General features: G+C 70.5%; 17 protein-coding genes and 1 pseudogene. All 18 read right to left on the reverse strand.

Annotated elements, in window-relative coordinates:
• Positions 1-44: 44 nt before the first annotated feature.
• Entirely contained in the window at positions 45-1,085 is a 1,041-nt protein-coding gene (locus ABZ806_RS30155) for a polyprenyl synthetase family protein (RefSeq protein ID WP_500220810.1), read from the reverse strand.
• Between the two features lie 10 nt (positions 1,086-1,095).
• A complete protein-coding gene (nuoN, locus tag ABZ806_RS30160; protein WP_500220811.1) occupies positions 1,096-2,685 on the reverse strand; it encodes an NADH-quinone oxidoreductase subunit NuoN in 1,590 nt (529 codons plus the stop codon).
• A complete protein-coding gene (locus ABZ806_RS30165) occupies positions 2,682-4,262 on the reverse strand; it encodes an NADH-quinone oxidoreductase subunit M (protein WP_500220812.1) in 1,581 nt (526 codons plus the stop codon). The genes nuoN and ABZ806_RS30165 overlap by 4 nt, the downstream gene beginning before the upstream one ends.
• Positions 4,259-6,169 carry an NADH-quinone oxidoreductase subunit L gene (gene nuoL / locus ABZ806_RS30170; protein WP_500220813.1) on the reverse strand — a complete coding sequence of 637 codons (1,911 nt, stop codon included), beginning with the start codon at positions 6,167-6,169 and terminating at the stop codon, positions 4,259-4,261. The genes ABZ806_RS30165 and nuoL overlap by 4 nt, the downstream gene beginning before the upstream one ends.
• 10 nt (positions 6,170-6,179) lie before the next feature.
• Positions 6,180-6,479: an NADH-quinone oxidoreductase subunit NuoK gene (gene nuoK / locus ABZ806_RS30175; RefSeq protein WP_089324562.1), complete on the reverse strand. Its 300-nt coding sequence runs from the start codon at positions 6,477-6,479 to the stop codon at positions 6,180-6,182.
• Complete coding sequence (locus ABZ806_RS30180) at positions 6,476-7,393, reverse strand: NADH-quinone oxidoreductase subunit J (protein WP_500220814.1); 918 nt, start codon at positions 7,391-7,393, stop codon at positions 6,476-6,478. The genes nuoK and ABZ806_RS30180 overlap by 4 nt, the downstream gene beginning before the upstream one ends.
• Positions 7,390-7,926, reverse strand: a complete 537-nt coding sequence (gene nuoI, locus ABZ806_RS30185) for an NADH-quinone oxidoreductase subunit NuoI (protein WP_500220815.1) — start codon at positions 7,924-7,926, stop codon at positions 7,390-7,392. The genes ABZ806_RS30180 and nuoI overlap by 4 nt, the downstream gene beginning before the upstream one ends.
• Before the next feature lie 246 nt (positions 7,927-8,172).
• Positions 8,173-9,528 carry an NADH-quinone oxidoreductase subunit NuoH gene (gene nuoH, locus ABZ806_RS30190; protein ID WP_500220816.1) on the reverse strand — a complete coding sequence of 452 codons (1,356 nt, stop codon included), beginning with the start codon at positions 9,526-9,528 and terminating at the stop codon, positions 8,173-8,175.
• On the reverse strand, positions 9,525-11,987 hold the full coding sequence (locus tag ABZ806_RS30195) for an NADH-quinone oxidoreductase subunit G (protein WP_500220817.1): 2,463 nt from the start codon (positions 11,985-11,987) through the stop codon (positions 9,525-9,527). The genes nuoH and ABZ806_RS30195 overlap by 4 nt, the downstream gene beginning before the upstream one ends.
• A complete protein-coding gene (gene nuoF, locus ABZ806_RS30200) occupies positions 11,984-13,282 on the reverse strand; it encodes an NADH-quinone oxidoreductase subunit NuoF (RefSeq protein ID WP_500220818.1) in 1,299 nt (432 codons plus the stop codon). Before nuoF ends, ABZ806_RS30195 begins: the two co-directional genes overlap by 4 nt.
• 158 nt (positions 13,283-13,440) lie before the next feature.
• Positions 13,441-14,106, reverse strand: a pseudogene (nuoE, locus tag ABZ806_RS30205) (NADH-quinone oxidoreductase subunit NuoE); the annotation flags it as partial.
• The gene (locus ABZ806_RS30210; RefSeq protein WP_500220820.1) at positions 14,103-15,449 is read right to left on the reverse strand and encodes an NADH-quinone oxidoreductase subunit D; all 1,347 of its coding nucleotides are present in this window, start codon (positions 15,447-15,449) and stop codon (positions 14,103-14,105) included. The pseudogene nuoE and the gene ABZ806_RS30210, both read right to left, overlap by 4 nt.
• On the reverse strand, positions 15,446-16,225 hold the full coding sequence (locus ABZ806_RS30215) for an NADH-quinone oxidoreductase subunit C (protein ID WP_500220822.1): 780 nt from the start codon (positions 16,223-16,225) through the stop codon (positions 15,446-15,448). Before ABZ806_RS30215 ends, ABZ806_RS30210 begins: the two co-directional genes overlap by 4 nt.
• 1 nt (position 16,226) lies before the next feature.
• Positions 16,227-16,772: a NuoB/complex I 20 kDa subunit family protein gene (locus ABZ806_RS30220; RefSeq protein ID WP_500220824.1), complete on the reverse strand. Its 546-nt coding sequence runs from the start codon at positions 16,770-16,772 to the stop codon at positions 16,227-16,229.
• A gap of 1 nt (position 16,773) precedes the next feature.
• The gene (locus ABZ806_RS30225; protein ID WP_067629213.1) at positions 16,774-17,133 is read right to left on the reverse strand and encodes an NADH-quinone oxidoreductase subunit A; all 360 of its coding nucleotides are present in this window, start codon (positions 17,131-17,133) and stop codon (positions 16,774-16,776) included.
• A gap of 169 nt (positions 17,134-17,302) precedes the next feature.
• Positions 17,303-18,559: a geranylgeranyl reductase family protein gene (locus ABZ806_RS30230; RefSeq protein ID WP_500220825.1), complete on the reverse strand. Its 1,257-nt coding sequence runs from the start codon at positions 18,557-18,559 to the stop codon at positions 17,303-17,305.
• A gap of 138 nt (positions 18,560-18,697) precedes the next feature.
• On the reverse strand, positions 18,698-19,399 hold the full coding sequence (locus ABZ806_RS30235; RefSeq protein WP_500220826.1) for a demethylmenaquinone methyltransferase: 702 nt from the start codon (positions 19,397-19,399) through the stop codon (positions 18,698-18,700).
• Between the two features lie 77 nt (positions 19,400-19,476).
• Positions 19,477-19,716 carry a DUF4229 domain-containing protein gene (locus ABZ806_RS30240; RefSeq protein WP_500220827.1) on the reverse strand — a complete coding sequence of 80 codons (240 nt, stop codon included), beginning with the start codon at positions 19,714-19,716 and terminating at the stop codon, positions 19,477-19,479.
• Positions 19,717-19,758 lie beyond the last annotated feature (42 nt).

Here is a 19,758-nt window from a genome sequence, read left to right on the forward strand (position 1 = left end):
CGCCGACTCCCGTCGGCGGCGCGAACGGCCCCGTTCCTCGTTGTTCAGCCCGTGCGGGAGACGACGTAGTCGCAGAGGTTGGTGAAGGCGTCGCGGGCCGGGATGTCGGGGAGGGTGAGGAGTTCGGCGCGGGCGTCCTCGGCCCACTGCCGCAGGTCGGCGCGGGCCCGGTCCATCGCCGGGTGGGCGCGCAGCAGCGCGAGCGCCTCGGCGTGCAGGGCGTCGTCGGTGAGGTCCTGGACGAGGAGCTCGCGGAGGCGGGCGTCGTCCGGGCCGGAGCCGGTGCCGCCGAGGACGAGGTGCATCGGCAGGGTGCGGATGCCCTCGCGCAGGTCGGTGCCGGGGGTCTTGCCCGACTCCTCGGTCTCGGAGTCGATGTCGAGGATGTCGTCGGACAGCTGGAACGCGATGCCGATCTTCTCGCAGGCGGAGGTGATCGTGTCGACGGCGTGCGCGGGGGCGCCGGACAGCAGGGCGCCGAACTGGCCGGAGACGGCGATCAGCGACGCCGTCTTGTCGGCGACGACCTGCAGGTAGTGCTTGAGGGGGTCGGCGCCGGTGCCGGGGCCGACGGTCTCCTGGATCTGGCCGCGGACGAGCCGGGCGAACGCGCGGGCCTGGATCCGGACGGCCTCCGGGCCGAGGTCGGCGAGCAGGTCGGACGCGCGGGCGAACAGGTAGTCGCCGGTGAGGATCGCGACGGTGTTCGTCCAGCGGGAGTTCGCCGACTCCTGCCCGCGCCGGACGGTCGCCTCGTCCATCACGTCGTCGTGGTAGAGGGTACCGAGGTGCGTCAATTCGACGACGACGGCGGCGGGGACCACCCCGGACGCGGCGGGGTCGCCGAAGTGGGAGGCCAGCAGCACCAGCATCGGCCGGAACCGCTTGCCGCCCGCCTCGACGAGGTGCTCGGACGCCTCGGTGAGCAGCGGGTCCTCACCGCGCACGCAGTCGAGCAGCATGGTCTCGACATCGGCCAGGCGCGCGTTGGCGCTGGACGCGAGCGCGGCGTCGATGGGAAGCCCGAACGGGCCGGTCACCGTACCGGCCGGCCCGCCGGACTCCTCAGCGGATGGGTTGCTCACCCAAGACTCCCTAACGGACGAACATGTGGGTCGTGGCCTGACTCGCGAGGTCCAGGACCGGCTGCGGGATCACGCCGAGTACCACAGTAGCCGTCACGCCGAGGGCGACGGCGACCGCGGTCGCCGGCCCGGCCACCACGACCGGCCCGTCCGCGTCCGGCTCGCTGAAGAACATGACGACGATCACCCGGACGTAGAAGAACGCGGCGACGCCCGACGCGATGACCGCGACGACGACCAGCGGCGTCGCGCCCTCCTCGACGGCCGCCTTGAACAGCGCGAACTTCCCGGTGAACCCGCTGGTGAGCGGGATCCCGGCGAACGTCAGCAGGAAGAACGCCATCACGCCGGCGACGACCGGGGACCGCTTGCCGAGCCCGGCCCACCGGGACAGGTGCCCGGCCTCGCCGCCCGCGTCCCGCACCATCGTGACGACGGCGAACGCGCCGACCGAGGCGAAGCCGTAGGCGAGCAGGTAGAACAGGGTGCTCGACAGGCCGTTCGGGGAGCTGGCGATCACGCCCATGAGCAGGAAGCCCGCGTGCGCGATCGAGGAGTAGGCCAGCAGCCGCTTGATGTCGGTCTGCGTGATCGCGATGATCGACCCGGCGACCATCGTGATGATCGCCACACCCCACATGACGGGCTGCCAGTCCCAGCGGAGCGTCTCGAACGCGACGTAGTAGACGCGCAGGATCCCGCCGAACGCGGCGACGACCGTGCCGGACGCCATCAGCGCGGTGATCGGGGTGGGGGCGCCCTGGTAGACGTCCGGCTTCCACATGTGGAAGGGGACGCCGCCGAGCTTGAACAGCAGCCCGACCGACAGCAGCGCGACGCCCGCGAGCAGCAGGGTCTCGCTGCCGGCGTCCTTGCCGATCTGCGCGGAGATGTCCGACAGCCGGACCGACCCGGCGTACCCGTACAGCAGCGCCGCGCCGTACAGGAAGAACGCCGACGAGAACGCGCCGAGCAGGAAGTACTTGACCGCCGCCTCCTGCGAGAGCAGGCGCCGCCGGCGGGCGAGCCCGCACAGCAGGTACAGCGGCAGCGACATGACCTCCAGCGCCACGAACATCGTCAGCAGGTCGTTGGCCGCCGGGAACATGATCATGCCCCCGACGGCGAACATCATCAGCGGGTACACCTCGGTCTGGGTGACCCCCGCCCGCGCGGTGCGCTGCTCGGCCTCGCTGCCGGGCAGCGCGGACGCCTGCGCGGCGAAGTGCCCGCCGGCGGAGCCGCCGTCGCCGCGCTCGGCGATCAGCAGCAGGCTGACGAGCGCCAGCACCAGGATCGTGCCCTGGATGAACAGCGTGGGCCCGTCCACGCCGAGCGCCCCCTCGGCGGCGACGTGGTGCGGGTTGTCCTTCCACCCGAGGACGATCGTCCACGCGAACGCGCCGGCGAGGCCGAGGAACGCCAGCGGCACCTGCACGAAGTAGCGTGCGCGGCGGCCGACGAACGCCTCGACGAGCACGCCCGCGACGGCGATCCCGAGGACGAGGAGCAGGGGCATGATCTGCCCGTACTCGATGTGCGGCGCGGGGATGTCACCCCCCTGCGCGAGGACCGCGCTCACCTGTTCAGAGGTGCTCATGGACGGGCTCCGTTCTCGGCGACGTTACCGGTGATGTCCGGCGCCGGGTCGTGCTGGTCGACCCGGGCCAGCGTGTGGTCCACCGACGGGTTGATCACGTGCAGCACCGGCTGGGGGAAGAAGCCCATCGCCACGATGATCGCGATGATCGGGCCGATGACCCACTTCTCCCGGACGGACAGGTCCTTCATGCCCTCGACCGCGGGGACCGTGGGGCCGCCCATGGTCCGCTGGTACATCCACAGGATGTAGATGGCGGCGAGCACGATGGCGATGATGGAGGCGACGGCGGCCCACTCGTAGCGGCTGAACGTGCCGACCACGACGAGGAACTCCGAGATGAACGGCGACAGGCCGGGCAGCGACAGGCTCGACAGGCCGGCGATGAGGAACATCCCGGCGAGGACGGGCGCCACCTTCTGCATGCCGCCGAAGTCGGAGATCCGCGCCGACCGCCGCCGGACGATCATGAACCCGACGATCAGGAACAGCGCGCCGGTGGAGAACCCGTGGTTCACCATGTACAGCGCCGCGCCCGACTGGGCCTGCGACGTCATCGCGAAGATGCCGAGCACGATGAACCCGAAGTGGGAGATCGACGTGTAGGCGATCAGCCGCTTCATGTCGACCTGCCCGATCGCGAGGATCGCGCCGTAGATGATGCTGACGACCGCGAACGCGAGCACGACCGGCGTCGCCCACTTGGCCGCCCCCGGGAACAGCTCCAGGCAGAACCGGATCATCCCGTAGGTGCCGACCTTGTCCAGGACGCCGACGATCAGCACCAGCGCGCCGGCCGGGGACTGCTGCGCCGCGTCCGGCAGCCAGGTGTGCACCGGGAACATCGGCGCCTTGATCGCGAACGCGATGAAGAAGCCGAGGAACAGCCACTTCGCCGTCGTCGGGTCGATGTTCATCTTCGACAGCTCGTCGAACATGAACGTGCCGTGCCCGAGGCCGCCGTCCGCGACGGACTTGGCCGACAGCGGGTACAGCCAGATCACGGCGACCAGCATCAGCAGCCCGCCGAGCAGCGAGTACAGCAGGAACTTCACCGCGGCGTAGGAGCGCTGCGCGCCGCCGTAGGACCCGATGATGAAGTACACCGGGATCAGCATCGCCTCGAAGAAGACGTAGAACAGGAACACGTCGGTCGCCGCGAAGACGCCGATCATGGTCGCTTCGAGCGAGAGCAGCAGCGCGAAGTAGGTCTTCGCGGACCGCTTCGGCGGGACGTCGGACCCGCCGGACCGGTCGGCCTCGTTCCAGGAGGCCAGGATGACCAGCGGGACGAGGATGACCGACAGCAGGATCAGCACCAGCGCGACGCCGTCGACGCCGAGCGCCCAGTGGACCCCGAACTCCCTGATCCACCAGTACTTCTCTTCGAACTGGAAGCGCGCCCCGCCCGCGTCGAAGCCCGCCGCCATGACGCCGGTCAGCGCCGCGACGACGAGGGAGACGCCGAGCGCGAACTGCTTGACCAGCGTCTCCCGCTCGCGCGGGATGGCGATGAGCAGCAGCGCGCCCACCAGTGGCAGTCCGATGAGGACGCTCAGCCAGGGAAAGTCGCTCATGAAACGTTCACCACCAGGAGCGCCGCGACGATCAGGGCCGCGCCGCCCAGCATTGAGAGTGCGTAGGAACGGGCGAAGCCGGTCTGGACCCGCCGGAGCCGGCCGGAACTGCCGCCGAGCCCGGCGGCGGTGCCGTTGACGAGACCGTCGACGCCGCGGCCGTCGAACCAGACCGCGAGCCGGGTCAGCCACTGCCCGGGACGCATCAGCAGCGACTCGTTGAGCGCGTCGCCGTACAGGTCCCGGCGGGCCGCGACGGTGACGAACGAGCCCTTGGGCGCCTCGCGCGGCACCTTGCGGGCGCCGTACTGGCGCCACGCGATCGCCGCACCGATGACCATCAGCACGAGGGTCGCGATACCGGGCCCGGTGACGGGGTTGAACTCGTGCGGGTGCTCGGGCTTCCCGACGACCGGCTCCAGGAAGCCGGCGAACCCGCCGAGGATCAGCAGCCCGCCGGCGGCGACGGAGCCGACCGCGAGCAGCATCAGCGGGATCGTCATGACCTTCGGCGACTCGTGCGGGTGGACGTCGTCCGCCCAGCGCTTCTCACCGAAGAACGTCATGAACATCAGGCGCGACATGTAGTAGGCGGTGATGGCCGCGCCGACCACCGCGCAGGTGCCGAGGATCGCCCCGGACGTGCCGCCCTTGTCGAACGCCGTCTCGATGATGGCGTCCTTGGTGAAGTAGCCGGACAGGCCGGGGAACCCGATGATGGCGAGGTACCCGAGCCCGAACGTCGCGTAGGTGAAGACCATCACCCCGCGCAGCGCGCCGTAGTGGCGCATGTTCACGTCGTCCTTCATGCCGTGCATGACGGAGCCGGCGCCGAGGAACAGGCCCGCCTTGAAGAAGCCGTGCGCGACGAGGTGCGCGATGGCGAACACGTACCCGGCCTTGCCGAGCCCGGCGGCCAGCGTCATGTAGCCGATCTGCGACATCGTCGACCCGGCGAGGGCCTTCTTGATGTCGTCCTTCGCGCAACCGATGATCGCGCCGGCGAGCAGCGTGGCCGCGCCGACGATCGTCACGACCAGCTGCGCGGTCTCCGACATCTCGAAGATCGGCCCGGACCGGACGATCAGGTACACGCCCGCGGTCACCATCGTCGCCGCGTGGATGAGGGCCGACACGGGGGTCGGGCCCTCCATCGCGTCCAGCAGCCAGGACTGGAGCGGCAGCTGCGCCGACTTGCCGCACGCGCCGAGCAGCAGGAGCAGCCCGATCGCGGTCGCGGTGCCGGTGCCGAGCCGGGACGCGAGGCCCGCGTGCTCACCGCCGAGGATCGGCCCGTAGTCGATGGTGCCGAACGTGGCGAACATCAGCGCGATCGCGATGATGATCCCCATGTCGCCGACGCGGTTGACGACGAACGCCTTCTTCGCCGCGGTCGCCGCGGTCGGCTTGTGCTGCCAGAACCCGATCAGCAGGTAGGACGCGAGGCCCACACCCTCCCAGCCGAGGAACATGACCAGGTAGTTGTTACCGAGCACGAGCAGCAGCATCGCCGCGACGAACAGGTTCAGGTACGCGAAGAACTTGCGGCGCTCGGGGTCCTCGGCCATGTAGCCGACGGAGTAGATGTGGATGAGCGAGCCGACCCCGGTGATCAGCAGGACGAAGGTGATGGACAGCGGGTCCACCAGCAGGTCCATGCCGACCTTGAAGGAGCCGACGTCGATGAAGTCCCACAGGTGCACGGTCCGGCTGCGCGCCGCGGCGTCGTAGCCGAGCATCTGCACGAGCATCGCGGCGCCCACGCCGAACGACGCGATCGCGGTGGCGGTGCCGAGCAGGTGCCCCCACCTGTCGGTGCGCCTCCCCCCGAGGAGGAGGATCGCGGCGCCCGCGAGCGGGAGCGCGATGAGAAGCCAGGACGCGGCCTGGATGCCTTCCGCTTGCATTCCCGACCTCTCAGTACTTCAGCAGGTTCGCGTCGTCGACCGACGAGGACCTGCGGGTCCGGAAGATGGTCATGATGATGGCCAGGCCCACCACGACCTCCGCGGCGGCCACGACCATCACGAAGAAGGCGATGATCTGACCGTCGAGGTTGCCGTGCATGCGGGAGAACGAGACGAACGCCAGGTTCGTCGCGTTCAGCATGAGCTCGATGCACATGAACACCACGATCGCGTTGCGGCGCACGAGGACGCCGAGCGCTCCGATGGTGAACAGGATCGCCGAGAGCGCCAGGTAGTGCCCTGGACTCATTGACCAGCCTCGCCTTCACTCGCGCCGCCGCCCATGGCCGGCGCCCCCGACTTCACGGAGCGCCCTTCGGCGTCGGCGTCCTCGGCATCCTCGGTGACGGCCTTCACTCTGGCGACGTCCCGGTCGAGTGCCTCTTCCTGGGTCCCGCCGTACAGGTCGGCGTGCCTCTCGGCGGTGTCGGTGCGGGCCGCGATGACCGGGTTGACCGACAGCTCCGACGGCGTCCCGTCCGGCAGCAGCGCCGGCATGTCGACGGCGTTGTGCCGGGCGTAGGTGCCCGGTCCCGGCAGCGGGCCCGGGTGGTCGCCGGCCAGGAACCGCCCCTTGGACAGGTCCTTCTGCGTCGGCTTCGGCTCGGTGCGCTCCCGGTGCGCCAGCACCATCGCGCCCAGCGCCGCGGTGATCAGCAGGGCGCTGGTCGCCTCGAACGCGAACACGTACTTGGAGAACAGCAGCCGGGCCAGCCCGACCACGTTGCCCTCCGCGTTGGCCTGGGTCAGGCCCGCCGAGTCGCCGAGCGAGGCGTTGCCGAGGCCCGCGGTCAGCAGGGCGATGAAGCCGATCGCGGCGATCACGCCCCAGAAGCGCTGGCCCCGGATCGTCTCCACCAGCGAATCGGTGGAGCTGACCCCGACGAGCATCAGCACGAACAGGAACAGCATCAGCACCGCGCCGGTGTACACGATCACCTGGACGAACGCCAGGAACGGCGCGTTCTGGATCGCGTACAGCGCGGCGAGGCAGAGCATCACGGTCGCCAGCAGCAGCGCCGAGTGCACCGCCTTCCGCATGAAGATCATGCCGAGCGCGGCGACCACCGACACCACGGCGAGCAGCCAGAAGAAGAACGGCTCGCCCGACTGCTTGTCGGCGACCTGCTGTGCGAGCGGGGCCGCGAGGACAGCCGTGCTCATTCGCCCTCACCGCCCTTCTCGTCGGGCTGGAGGCCGAGGCGGTAGTAGTCCTCCTCGGTGTCGCCGAGCCGCATCTCGTGCGGGGGCACCTCCATGCCCTCGCGCAGCGGCGCCAGCAGCATCTCCTTGGTGTAGATCAGGCTCTCGCGGCTGTCGTCGGCGAGCTCGTACTCGTTGGTCATCGTGAGCGCCCGGGTCGGGCACGCCTCGATGCACAGCCCGCAGAGGATGCAGCGCAGATAGTTGATCTGGTAGGTGCGGCCGTACCGCTCGCCGGGCGAGTACCGCTCGTCGTCGGTGTTGTCGGCGCCCTCGACGAAGATGGCGTCCGCCGGGCAGGCCCACGCGCACAGCTCGCAGCCGATGCACTTCTCCAGGCCGTCCGGCCACCGGTTGAGCTGGTGCCGCCCGTGGAAGCGCGGGGCGGTCGGCTTCTTCACCTCCGGGTACTGGACGGTCTCGCTCTTCATGAACATCTGGTGGAACGAGACCCCGAACCCCTTGACCGGGTTCAGGAAATCAGTGAAGCCCACGGCCGTGCCTCCTTTCGAGGGCGGTTTCGACGATTCGGCGTCACCGCGTCACACTGAACCACTACATTCCGTAGCGGCACGTGGCGTGAGGGCTGAACGCACCCGGCTCGCCGGGGAACGGTTCCGCAGTCCGCAGTAAGCGCCACGGCGTCGACCGGAGCCGACTCCGGTCGTGGGGCGGCGCCAACCTCCCTTATGCGCCCGATACGCCACTGCCAGTGGCGGGCAGGAGCTGCGAGCTCGGGCTCAGGCCCGGACAGTTGGCTGACTCCCACTGGTGACCTCCTCTCCAGAGGCCGGGGCCTTCCGCGAGGCCGGTGCTCCGTGGTAGTGCGGAGCGTCCAGTGGTGGTACGGGGAACCCGCCGGCGGCGCCGGCGGGTTCCTGCGTGCCCGGTCGGCCCTCCGCCGCGCCGGGGACGATCTCCTTGCCGTCCTCGCCGCCCCGGACCATCTCCCAGACCACCGTCGCCACCAGCACCACCGCCGCCACCACCGCGGTGACGATGACGATCTGCTGCATGTCGTAGCCCTCGTTGCGGAAGGCGCGGATGGCCGCGACCAGCAGGATCCAGCCGAGCGAGAGCGGGATCAGCACCTTCCAGCCGAGCCTCATCAGCTGGTCGTAGCGGACCCGCGGCAGCGTGCCGCGCAGCCAGATGAAGAAGAAGATGAACAGGAAGATCTTGATCAGGAACCACAGCACCGGCCACCAGCCGGAGTTGGCGCCGGCCCAGACCGTGGAGATCGGCGCGGGCGCGCGCCAGCCGCCGAGGAACATCGTGGTGGCGAGCGCCGACAGCGTCGCGAGGTTGATGTACTCGGCGAGGAAGAACATCGCGAACTTCAGCGACGAGTACTCGGTGTGGAAGCCGCCGACGATCTCGCCCTCGCCCTCGGGCAGGTCGAACGGGATGCGGTTCGACTCGCCCATCATCGTGATCACGTACACGATGAAGGACGGCGCGAGCAGCACCACGAACCAGGTGTCGTGCTGCTCGGCGACGATCTCCGAGGTGGACATCGAGCCGGCGAACATGAACACCGCGACGAACGACAGCCCCATCGCGATCTCGTAGGAGATCATCTGCGCGGACGAGCGGAGCCCGCCGAGCAGCGAGTACGGCGACATCGACGACCAGCCGGCCAGCACCACGCCGTAGATGGCCATCGACGACATCGCCAGCACCAGCAGCACCGCGACCGGGAGGTCGGTGCCCTGCAGCGCCGTCTGGTGCCCGAAGATCGACACCGTCGGGCCGAACGGGATGATGATGAACGAGATGAACGCCGGCACCGCCGCCATGACCGGCGCGAGGACGAACACCACCTTGTCCACCTGGCGGGGGACGATGTCCTCCTTCAGCGCCAGCTTGATGCCGTCGGCGAGGCCCTGCAGCAGGCCGAAGGGCCCGGCGCGGTTCGGGCCGACGCGCAGCTGCATCCGGCCGATGACGCGGCGCTCGATCCACATCGTCAGCAGCACGGTCACGACGAGGAACACGAAGATGACGAGGACCTTGCCCCCGATCAGCCACCACGGGTCCTTGCCGAAGTCCTGCAGTGCCGGGTCGGCCGCCGGTGCCGCGGCGAACGGGCTCATTTGCCACCTCCAGCGTGCCGCGCGGTGCTCGCGAGCACCCCGCTGGCGATCTTGACGACGCCGCCGGCGGCCGCGCCCAGATCCCGGTAGAGGGCGCAGCCGGCCGAGTTCGTCGGCAGCCACACCACCCGGTCGGGCAGGTCCGCGGTGATCTCCAGCGGGAGCGTGACCTCGCCGCGCGCCGCCGACACGGTGACGGCGTCGGTGGCGCCGATCTCCGCGGCCGTCGCGGGCGACAGCCGGGCGGCCGCGGGCTTGGCGGTGCCCGCCAGGAACGGCTCCCCGTCCTGCAGGCGGCCCCGGTCCAGCAGCAGCCGCCACGTCGCGAGCAGCGCCTCGCCCTGCTCGGGGTGCGGCGGCAGCTCCTGCGCGGTGTCCGGCGCGTCCGGGCGCTCGCCGCGGTAGGCGCCGAGCTCGGCCAGCTCGCGGCGGGCCGCCTCCGGGCCGGGCAGGCCCAGGTGGACGTCCAGCTCGTCGGCCAGCGCGGCCAGCACCCGCAGGTCCGGCATGGTCCCGGCCGACTTCAGCACGGTGTCGAACGGGCGGCCGCGGCCCTCCCAGTCGACGAACGTCCCGGACTTCTCCGCGACCGCGGCGACCGGGAACACGACGTCGGCGCGGTCGGTGACCGCGGACGGCCGCTGCTCCAGGCTCACCACGAACGGGGTGGCGTCCAGGGCCCGCAGCATCGCGTCCGGGTCGGGCAGGTCGTCCGGGTCGACGCCGCCGACGAGCAGCGCGCCCCGGCGGCCCTGCGCCGCCGCCGCGATGATGCCCGCGGTGTCCTCGCCGGGCCCGGCGGGCAGCTCCGCGACGCCCCAGGCGCGGGCCACCTCGGCCCGTGCGGCGGGGTCGGCGACCGGGCGGCCGATCGGCAGCAGCCCGGGCAGCGCCCCGGCCTCGATCGCGCCGCGCTCCCCGGCCCGGCGCGGCACCCACGCCAGCTTCGCACCGGTGACCTGCGCCAGCCGGACCGCCGCGGTCAGCGCGCCGGGGCTCGTGCCGAGCCGCTCGCCGACCAGGATGACGGCGCCGGGCGTCTCCAGCAGCGTCCGGACGTCGGACCGGGACGCGTCCCCGATGAGGGAGCCGAGCGTGTCGGCCTCCGCGCCGGGCGCCGTCGGCAGCAGCGTGCCGCCGACCTTGGTCAGCCCGCGCGTCGCGAACGGCGCGGCGGCGTACACCTTCAGCCGGTTCTTGCGGTACGCCTTGCGGAGCCGCAGGAACACGATCGGCGACTCCTCCTCCGGCTCGAAGCCGGCGAGGACGACGGCGGGCGCCTTCTCCAGGTCGGCGTAGGAGACCTCGATGGAGCGTCCCGCGACCGACGAGGCGAGGAACCGCGACTCCTCGTCCGACAGCGGCCGGGCCCGGAAGTCGACGTCGTTGGTGCCGAGCGCGATCCGGGCGAACTTGGCGTAGGCGTAGGCGTCCTCAAGGGTGACGCGGCCGCCGGTGAGGACGCCGGCCGAGCCGCGCGCCGCCGCGAGGCCGCGCGCCGCGATGGTGAGCGCCTCGGGCCAGGAGGCGGGCTCCAGCTCGCCGTCCTCGCCCCGGACGAGCGGGGTGGTGAGCCGCTCGGGCTGCGTGGCGTAGGTGAACGCCCAGCGGCCCTTGTCGCAGTTCCATTCCTCGTTGACCTGCGGCTCGTCCCCGGCCAGCCGGCGGGTGACCTTCCCGCGCCGGTGGTCGGTGCGCAGCCCGCAGCCGGACGCGCAGTGCTCGCAGACGCTCGGCTGCGACACGAGGTCGAACGGCCGGGACCGGAACCGGTACGCGGTGCCGGTGAGCGCTCCCACCGGGCAGATCTGCACGGTGTTGCCGGAGAAGTAGGAGTGGAACGGGTTGCCGTCGGCGGTCCCGACCTCCTCCTTCGCGCCGCGCGCGAACAGGTCGATGAAGGGGTCGCCGGCGATCTGGTCGGAGAACCGGGTGCAGCGGGTGCACTGGATGCACCGCTCGCGGTCGAGCAGCACCTGGCTGGACAGCGGCAGCGGCTTCGGCCACGTCCGCTTGGTCCCGGTGAACCGCGTCTCGCCGCGCCCGTTGGACATCGCCTGGTTCTGCAGCGGGCACTCGCCGCCCTTGTCGCAGACCGGGCAGTCCAGCGGGTGGTTGATGAGCAGGAACTCCATGATGCCGTGCTGGGCCTTGTCGGCCACCGGCGAGGTGAGCTGGGTCTTCACGACCATGCCCGGCATCACCGCGGTCGTGCAGGACGCCTGCGGCTTCGGCATCCCGCGGCCGTTGCCGGCGTCCGGGATCTCCACCAGGCACTGCCGGCACGCGCCGATCGGGTCGAGCAGCGGGTGCTCGCAGAACCGGGGGATCTGGATGCCGAGCAGCTCGGCGGCCCGGATGATCAGCGTGCCCTTCGGCACCTCGATCTCGAAGCCGTCGATGGTGCAGGAGACCATCTCGACCTTCTCCACCGCCGACTTGTCGTCGGTGACGGTCACTTGGCACCTCCCCAGAGGGTGGACTTGGCCGGGTCGAACGGGCAGCCGCCCTGCTCGAAGTGCTGGAGGTACTCGTCCCGGAACAGCTTGATGGACGACACGACCGGGCTGGTGGCGCCGTCGCCGAGGGCGCAGAACGCGCGGCCGAGGATGTTGTCGGAGATGTCCAGCAGGGTCTCCAGGTCCTCCTCGCTGCCCTCGCCGGCCTCCAGCCGCTTGAACATCTGCTTGTACCAGTAGGTGCCCTCGCGGCACGGCGTGCACTTGCCGCACGACTCGTGCGCGTAGAACTCCGACCAGCGCTGGACGGCCCGCACGACGCAGGTCGTCTCGTCGAAGATCTGCAGCGCCCGGGTGCCGAGCATGGACCCGGCGGCGCCGACGGACTCGAAGTCCAGCGGCACGTCCAGGTGCTCCTCGGTGAAGATCGGCGTGGACGACCCGCCGGGCGTCCAGAACTTCAGCCGGTGCCCCGCGCGGACGCCGCCCGCCATGTCGAGCAGTTCCCGCAGCGTGATGCCGAGCGGCGCCTCGTACTGGCCGGGCCGCGTGACGTGCCCGGACAGCGAGAAGATCCCGAAGCCCTGCGACTTCTCGGTGCCCATCGAGGCGAACCACTCGGGGCCGTTCCCGACGATCGAGGGAACCGAGGCGATCGACTCGACGTTGTTGATGACAGTCGGGCCGCCGTACAGACCGGCGACGGCCGGGAAGGGGGGCTTCAGCCTGGGTTGACCGCGGAACCCCTCCAGGGAGTCCAGCAGCGCCGTCTCCTCGCCGCAGATGTAGGCGCCGGCGCCGCAGTGCACGACCACGTCCAGGTCGTAGCCGGACCCGAGGATGTCCTTGCCGATGTAGCCGGCCTCGTACGCCTCGGCGACCGCCTGCTGCAGGCGGCGGATCACGTGCAGGACCTCGCCGCGCACGTAGATGAACGCCTGGTTCGACTTGATGGCGTAGGAGCTGATGATGACGCCCTCGACGAGGACGTGCGGGTTCGCCATCAGCAGCGGGATGTCCTTGCACGTGCCCGGCTCGGACTCGTCGGCGTTGACGACGAGGTAGCGCGGGTTCGGGCTGGACGGCGGCAGGAAGCCCCACTTCATGCCGGTGGGGAATCCGGCGCCGCCGCGTCCGCGGAGGCCGGAGTCCTTGACGGCCTGGACGATCGCGTCCGGCTCCATGCCCAGCGCCCTGCGCAGCGACGTGTAGCCGCCGTCGCGCTCGTAGCCGGCGCGGGTGAAGGAGTCGGCCTGGTCCCAGTTCCCGGTGAGGACGGGGGTCAGCGTGGTCACTTGTTCCGCCCTTCCTGGCTGCCGGGCTTGGCCTCGCCGGGGATCGGCTTGCCCGGTTCGTGCGGCGGCTCGGCGATCTGCTCCGGCTTGACCGGCTCGTCCGGCCGCTCGCGGTCCACGTCGGCGCTGTCACTCTGGGGGGACGACCCCCCAGACCCCCCGGCAACCGCCGTGGGCGGCGCCGTCCAGCCGCGCTCGTGCGCGAGCTTCAGGCCGACCAGCGACTCCGGCCCGGCCTGGACGCCCTCGCCGGCGAGCCCGTCGGGGAACCCGGCGAGCACGCGGGACGCCTCCCGCCAGGTGGCCAGGCGGTTCGGGCCGCGGGAGGGGAGCACGTCGTTGCCGACGCGCAGGTCGTCGACGAGCCGCTTGGCCTTCTCGGGAGTCATGTTGTCGAAGAACTCCCAGTTGACCATCACCACGGGGGCGAAGTCGCAGGCCGCGTTGCACTCGACCCGCTCCAGGCTGACCTTGCCGTCCGGGGTGGTCTCGTCGTGGCCGACCCCGGCGTGCTCGCTCAGCTCGTCCCAGATCTGGTCGCCGCCCATGATCGCGCACAGCGTGTTCGTGCAGACGCCGACGTGGTAGTCCCCGACCGGCTTCTGCTTGTACTGCGTGTAGAACGTGACGACGCCCATCACCTGCGCGGGCGTGATGCCGAGCGTCTCGGCGCAGAACGCCACACCGTCCTTGGTGACGTGGCCCTCCTCCGCCTGCACCAGGTGCAGCATCGGCAGGAGCGCCGACCGCGGCCGCGGGTAGCGGCCGATGATCTCCTTGGCGTCCCGCTCCAGCCGCTCTCGTACGTCGGGTTCGTATGTCATCGGTCCACTCCCCCCATGACCGGATCGATGCTGGCGACCGCCGCGATGATGTCGGCGACCATGCCGCCCTCGCTCATCGCCGGGGTGGCCTGCAGGTTGACGAAGGACGGCTCGCGGAAGTGCACGCGGTACGGGCGCGTCCCGCCGTCGCTGACCACGTGGGCGCCGAGTTCGCCGCGCGGCGACTCGATCGGCACGTACGCCTGCCCCGCCGGTACCCGGAAGCCCTCCGTGACCAGCTTGAAGTGGTGGATCAGCGCCTCCATCGAGGTGCCCATGATGTGCGCGATGTGCCGGGGCGAGTTGCCCATGCCGTCCGCGCCGATGGCGAGCTGCGCCGGCCAGCCGATCTTCTTGTCCTCGATCATGACCGGGCCCTTGACCGACTGCAGCCGGTCCAGGCACTGCTCGACGATCTTGAGCGACTCCTCCATCTCGTCCATCCGGACGAGGTAGCGGCCGTACACGTCGCAGGTGTCCTGCGTCGGGACGTCGAAGTCGTAGGTCTCGTAGCCGCAGTAGGGCTGCGACTTGCGCAGGTCCCACGGGATGCCGGTCGAGCGGAGCACCGGGCCGGTGATGCCGAGCGCCATGCAGCCGGTCAGGTCCAGGTACGCGATGTTCTGCGTGCGGGCCTTGAAGACCGGGTTGTCGTCCATCAGCTTGCGCAGCGCCTGGATCCGCTTGGGCATCCGGTCCAGGTAGTCGCGGATCTTGCTGGTGGCGCCGCTCGGCAGGTCCTGCGAGACCCCGCCCGGCCGGATGTAGGCGTGGTTCATCCGCAGGCCGGTGATCTCCTCGAACAGGTCGAGGGTGTACTCGCGCTCGATGAACCCGTTCAGCATCACGGTCGTCGCGCCGAGCTCCAGCCCGAACGTGGCGATCGCGACCAGGTGCGAGGAGATCCGGTTCAGCTCCATCATCATCACGCGGATGATCTGGGCGCGCTCCGGGATCCGGTCCTCGATGCCGAGCAGCCGCTCGACGCTCATGCAGTACGCCGTCTCGTTGAACAGCGGCGCCAGGTAGTCCATCCGGGTGCAGAACGTGGTGCCCTGCGTCCAGGTGCGGAACTCCATGTTCTTCTCGATGCCGGTGTGCAGGTAGCCGATGCCCACCCGGGCCTCGTTCACCGTCTCACCGTCGAGCGTGAGGATCAGCCGGAGCACGCCGTGCGTGGACGGGTGCTGCGGGCCCATGTTGATGACGAGCCGCTCGTCGCCGAGGTCCTCGGCGGCGGAGACGACCTTGTCCCAGTCCTGCCCGTCGACGTCGAAGACCCGGCCCTCGGCCGCCTCTTCGGCGGCGTAGGCGTCGTACTCGGTGTACTTCGTCGAACTCATACGTACGACCGCCTCTCGTCCGGCGGCGGAATCTCCGCTCCTCGGTACTCGACGGGGATGCCGCCGAGGGGGTAGTCCTTGCGCTGCGGGTGCCCCACCCAGTCGTCGGGCATCTCGATGCGGGTCAGCGCGGGGTGGCCGTCGAAGACGATTCCGAAGAAGTCGTACGTCTCGCGCTCGTGCCAGTCGGCCGTCGGGTAGACGGGGACCAGCGACGGGACGTGCGGGTCGGCGTCGGGGCAGCCCGCCTCCAGCCGGACCCGCCGGTTGTGCGTGATCGACAGCAGGTGGACGACGGCGTGCAGCTCGGCGCCCTCGTCCTTCGGGTAGTGGACGCCGGACACGCCCGAGCACAGCTCGAAGCGCAGCGACGGGTCGTCCCGCATGGTCTTGGCGACCTCGCGCAGGTGCTCGCGCTTGACGTGGAACGTCAGCTCGCCGCGGTGCACGACGACCCGCTCGATCGCGTCCCCGAAGTCGGGCCCTGCCTTCTCCGGGGACGACCCCGGACCCCGGAGGGCCCGCTCCAGCTCGTCGGCGATGTCGTCGAACTCGCCGCGCTCGGCGGCGCCGCCCGGCCCGCCGTAGGGGCGCGGCGCCGACACCTTCGGGCTCTGCCGGACGACGAGCCCGCCGTAGCCGGAGGTGTCGCCGGTCGTCTTCGCGCCGAACATGCCCTTGCGGGCGATCGGCTGCTCCCGGCGCTCCTCCTCGGTCTGCGCGGGAAGCTGGTCGGCGGCCTGCTCGGCCTGCTGCTCAGGGTGCTCGGAACTCACGTCAGGCCCCCTGTCCGAGCAGCGGCAGCTGGCGGCGCTTGGCCTCTTCCAGCTCGGCGATCTGCTTCTCGCGGTGTGCCCCGAGCTTGGTGTTCTGGATCTTGTCGTGCAGCTTCAGGATCGCGTCCAGCAGCATCTCCGGCCGCGGCGGGCAGCCGGGCAGGTAGATGTCCACCGGGACGATGTGGTCCACGCCCTGCACGATCGCGTAGTTGTTGAACATGCCGCCGGACGAGGCGCACACGCCCATCGCGATGACCCACTTGGGCTCGGTCATCTGGTCGTAGATCTGCCGCAGCACCGGCGCCATCTTCTGGCTCACCCGGCCCGCGACGATCATCAGGTCGGCCTGCCGGGGCGTCGCCGAGGCGCGCTCCATCCCCCACCGGGAGAAGTCGTGCCGGGGGTCCCCGGCCGCCATCATCTCGATCGCGCAGCACGCGAGGCCGAACGTCGCCGGCCACACCGAGCTCTTGCGCCCCCATCCCGCGAGCTGCTCGACCGTGGTCAGCAGGAATCCGCTCGGGAGTTTCTCCTCTAGGCCCATGTCAGTCCCACTCCAGACCGCCGCGCCGCCAGATGTAGGCGTAGGCGACGAGCACGGTGACGATGAAAAGAACCATCTCGACAAGGCCGAAGAGCCCCATCCGGTCGAAAGCGACCGCCCAGGGATAAAGGAAGATGATCTCAATGTCGAAGACGATGAAGAGCATCGCCGTCAGGTAGTACTTGATCGGGAAACGACCGCCGCCGACGGGCTGGGGGGTCGGCTCGATGCCGCACTCGTAGGCGTCCAGCCGGGCGCGGTTCCACCGCTTCGGGCCGGTGAACGCGGCCATCAGCACCGAACCGCCGGCGAAGGCGAAGGCGAGCACCCCAAGCACGATGATCGGAATATAGAGATCCATATCTCTACGACCTCTCCTCGGGACGTACGACGTTGTACGGGACGGGCCGGCCGCGACCCGCCGCCCTAACCAAGGTGATCAATAGCGCTCCCCTCAGGGGGTCGGGTAATGCACTGTAGTCCGCTCACCTGCGGAAGCTTGAATTCGATCAGCCGTGTCACGCGCTCGCTCATGCCGACGGAGCCACCTTCTGCATGGCGTTGATGACGCGGTCCATCGCGTCCCCGCCCCTGGGGTCGGTCAGGTTGGCGAGGAGCTTGAGCGTGAAGCGCATCAGCGTCGGGTGCGGCAGGCCGTGCGATGTGAGGAACTTCATGACGCGCGGGTCGCCGATCGCCTGCACGAAGACGCGGGCGAGGGTGAAGTAGCCGCCGTGCTCGTCCTTCAGGATGCGCGGGTACTCGTACAGCGTCCGCTCGCGCTGCGCCGGGGTGCGGCGGGCGAGCGCCTGCACCATGATGTCGGCGGCCAGCCGGCCGGACTCCAGCGCGTAGTCGATGCCCTCGCCGTTGAACGGGTTGATCATGCCGCCGGCGTCGCCGACGAGCAGCATGCCGCGGGTGTAGTGCGGCTGCCGGTTGAAGCCCATCGGCAGCGCCGCGCCGCGGATCTTGGAGGTGGCGTGCTCCTCGGCGAACTGCCAGTCCTCCGGCATCTGCGCGCACCAGCGCGTCAGCATGCCGCGGTAGTCGACGCTCTGGAACGCCTTGCTCGTGTTGAGGAGGCCGAGGCCGACGTTGGACGTCCCGTCGCCGACGCCGAACACCCAGCCGTAGCCGGGCAGGAGGCGCTCGCCGTCCCACAGTTCGAGCCACGCCTCCATGTAGTCGTCGTCGTGGCGCGGCGTCTGGAAGTAGCGGCGGACGGCGACGCCCATCGGGCGGTCCTCGCGGCGCCGCAGCCCCATGGCGAGCGACAGCCGGGTCGAGTTGCCGTCGGCGGCGACCACGAGCGGGGCGCGGAACTCGAGCTCCTCGCCGTCGAGGACGGCGGTGACCCCGATGATGCGGTCGGTGCGCTCGTCCAGGATGGGGCCGGTCACGTTGCAGCCCTGCAGCAGCCGCGCGCCGGCCTTCGCGGCGTGCTCGGCGAGGAGCTGGTCGAGGTCGGTGCGCTTGCGGACGAGCCCGAAGTCGGGGAACGACGCCAGCTCGGGCCAGGGCAGCTCGACCTTGACGCCGCCGCCGTAGATGCGCAGCCCCTTGTTGCGCCCCCAGCCCGGGTCGTTGATGTCGACGCCCATGCCGATGAGCGCGCGGACGGCGCGCGGGGTGAGCCCGTCGCCGCAGATCTTGTCCCGCGGGAAGGTGGCCTTCTCCAGCAGGAACACGTCCAGGCCCGCCTGGGCGAGCCAGTAGGCGGTCGATGATCCGGCGGGGCCTGCCCCGACGACGATCACGTCCGCGTGTCGGGTGGAGTCGGTCACGGCGTTCCTCTTCAGCTCGTTCGCTTGTGAAGCACTTCACAAGGATCCGACAGGGGAGTCTATTCCTTTATCACGACTGGTGGGTACTTCTGGGTCGGTCTGAGTTTGGACCGGTCCCAGCCCACCGGTCGTGGCGTGTCAGGCCGGGTTGACGGCGTGGTGCAGCGCGGCCACCCCGAAGGTGAGGTCGCGCCAGCGCACCGCGTCCCAGCCGGCGTCCTGGATGAGCCGCGCCAGCGCCGCCTGGTCGGGCCAGGCGAGCGTCGACTCGGCGAGGTAGCGGTAGGAGTCGGGATTGGAGCTGACCCGCGCCAGCAGCGGCAGCCCGTACCGCAGGTGCGCCTTGTGGCCGAGCGCGAGCAGCGCGTTCGGCGGATGGCTCACCTCGCAGACCAGCAGCCGCCCGCCCGGCCGGGCGACCCGGCGCAGCTCGCGCAGCGCCCGCCCGGTGTCGGCGACGTTGCGCAGCCCGAAGGAGATCGTGACGGCGTCGAACGAGCCGTCCGCGAACGGGAGCGCCAGCGCGTCCCCCGCCACGAAGCTCAGCCGCCGCACGTCCGCCTGCCGGCGCACCCCGACCCGCAGCATCCCGAGCGAGAAGTCGCACGCCACCGTCTCGGCGCCCGCCTGCGCGAACGGCACCGAGGACGTGCCCGTCCCCGCCGCGAGATCGAGGATCCGCTCGCCCGGCCGCGCCTCGAGCGCCCGCACGACCTCCCGCCGCCACCTGCGGTCCTGCCCGCCGGTCATCAGCGTGTTCAGCAGGTCGTACCGCTCGGCGGTGCCGTCGAACATCGCCGCGACATCGGCGGGCTGCTTGTCAAGAGAGGCGCGGGTCATGCCCCCACCCTAGAGACTGCCCCGACCACCCCGCGCGCCCGCGGTCGCCCCAGCGGGCACCCGGGCCGCGCCGTCGCTCAGGCGTCCTCTTTGGTGAGGGACTTCCGGAACTTCTGGCGCTGGCCGCGGTAGCCGCGGGCCACGGCGGCGGACATGCGGTCGCGCTGCGAGGACAGCAGGACGTAGCTGACGACGCCGCTGATCAGCAGGGCCATCAGCAGCAGGAGGAAGCCGCGGGCGCCGACGAGCGCCAGTACCCCGGCGGTCGCCGCGAAGATCGCGAGCCGGGCGAGGGTGTAGAAGATGACGGAACTCATGGCACTTCGAGGTTAACCCCGGTCGCGCGTGGTCCGTCCCCG

The sequence above is a fragment of the Spirillospora sp. NPDC047418 genome, from assembly GCF_040643275.1.
Taxonomy (GTDB): Bacteria; Actinomycetota; Actinomycetes; order Streptosporangiales; family Streptosporangiaceae; genus Spirillospora.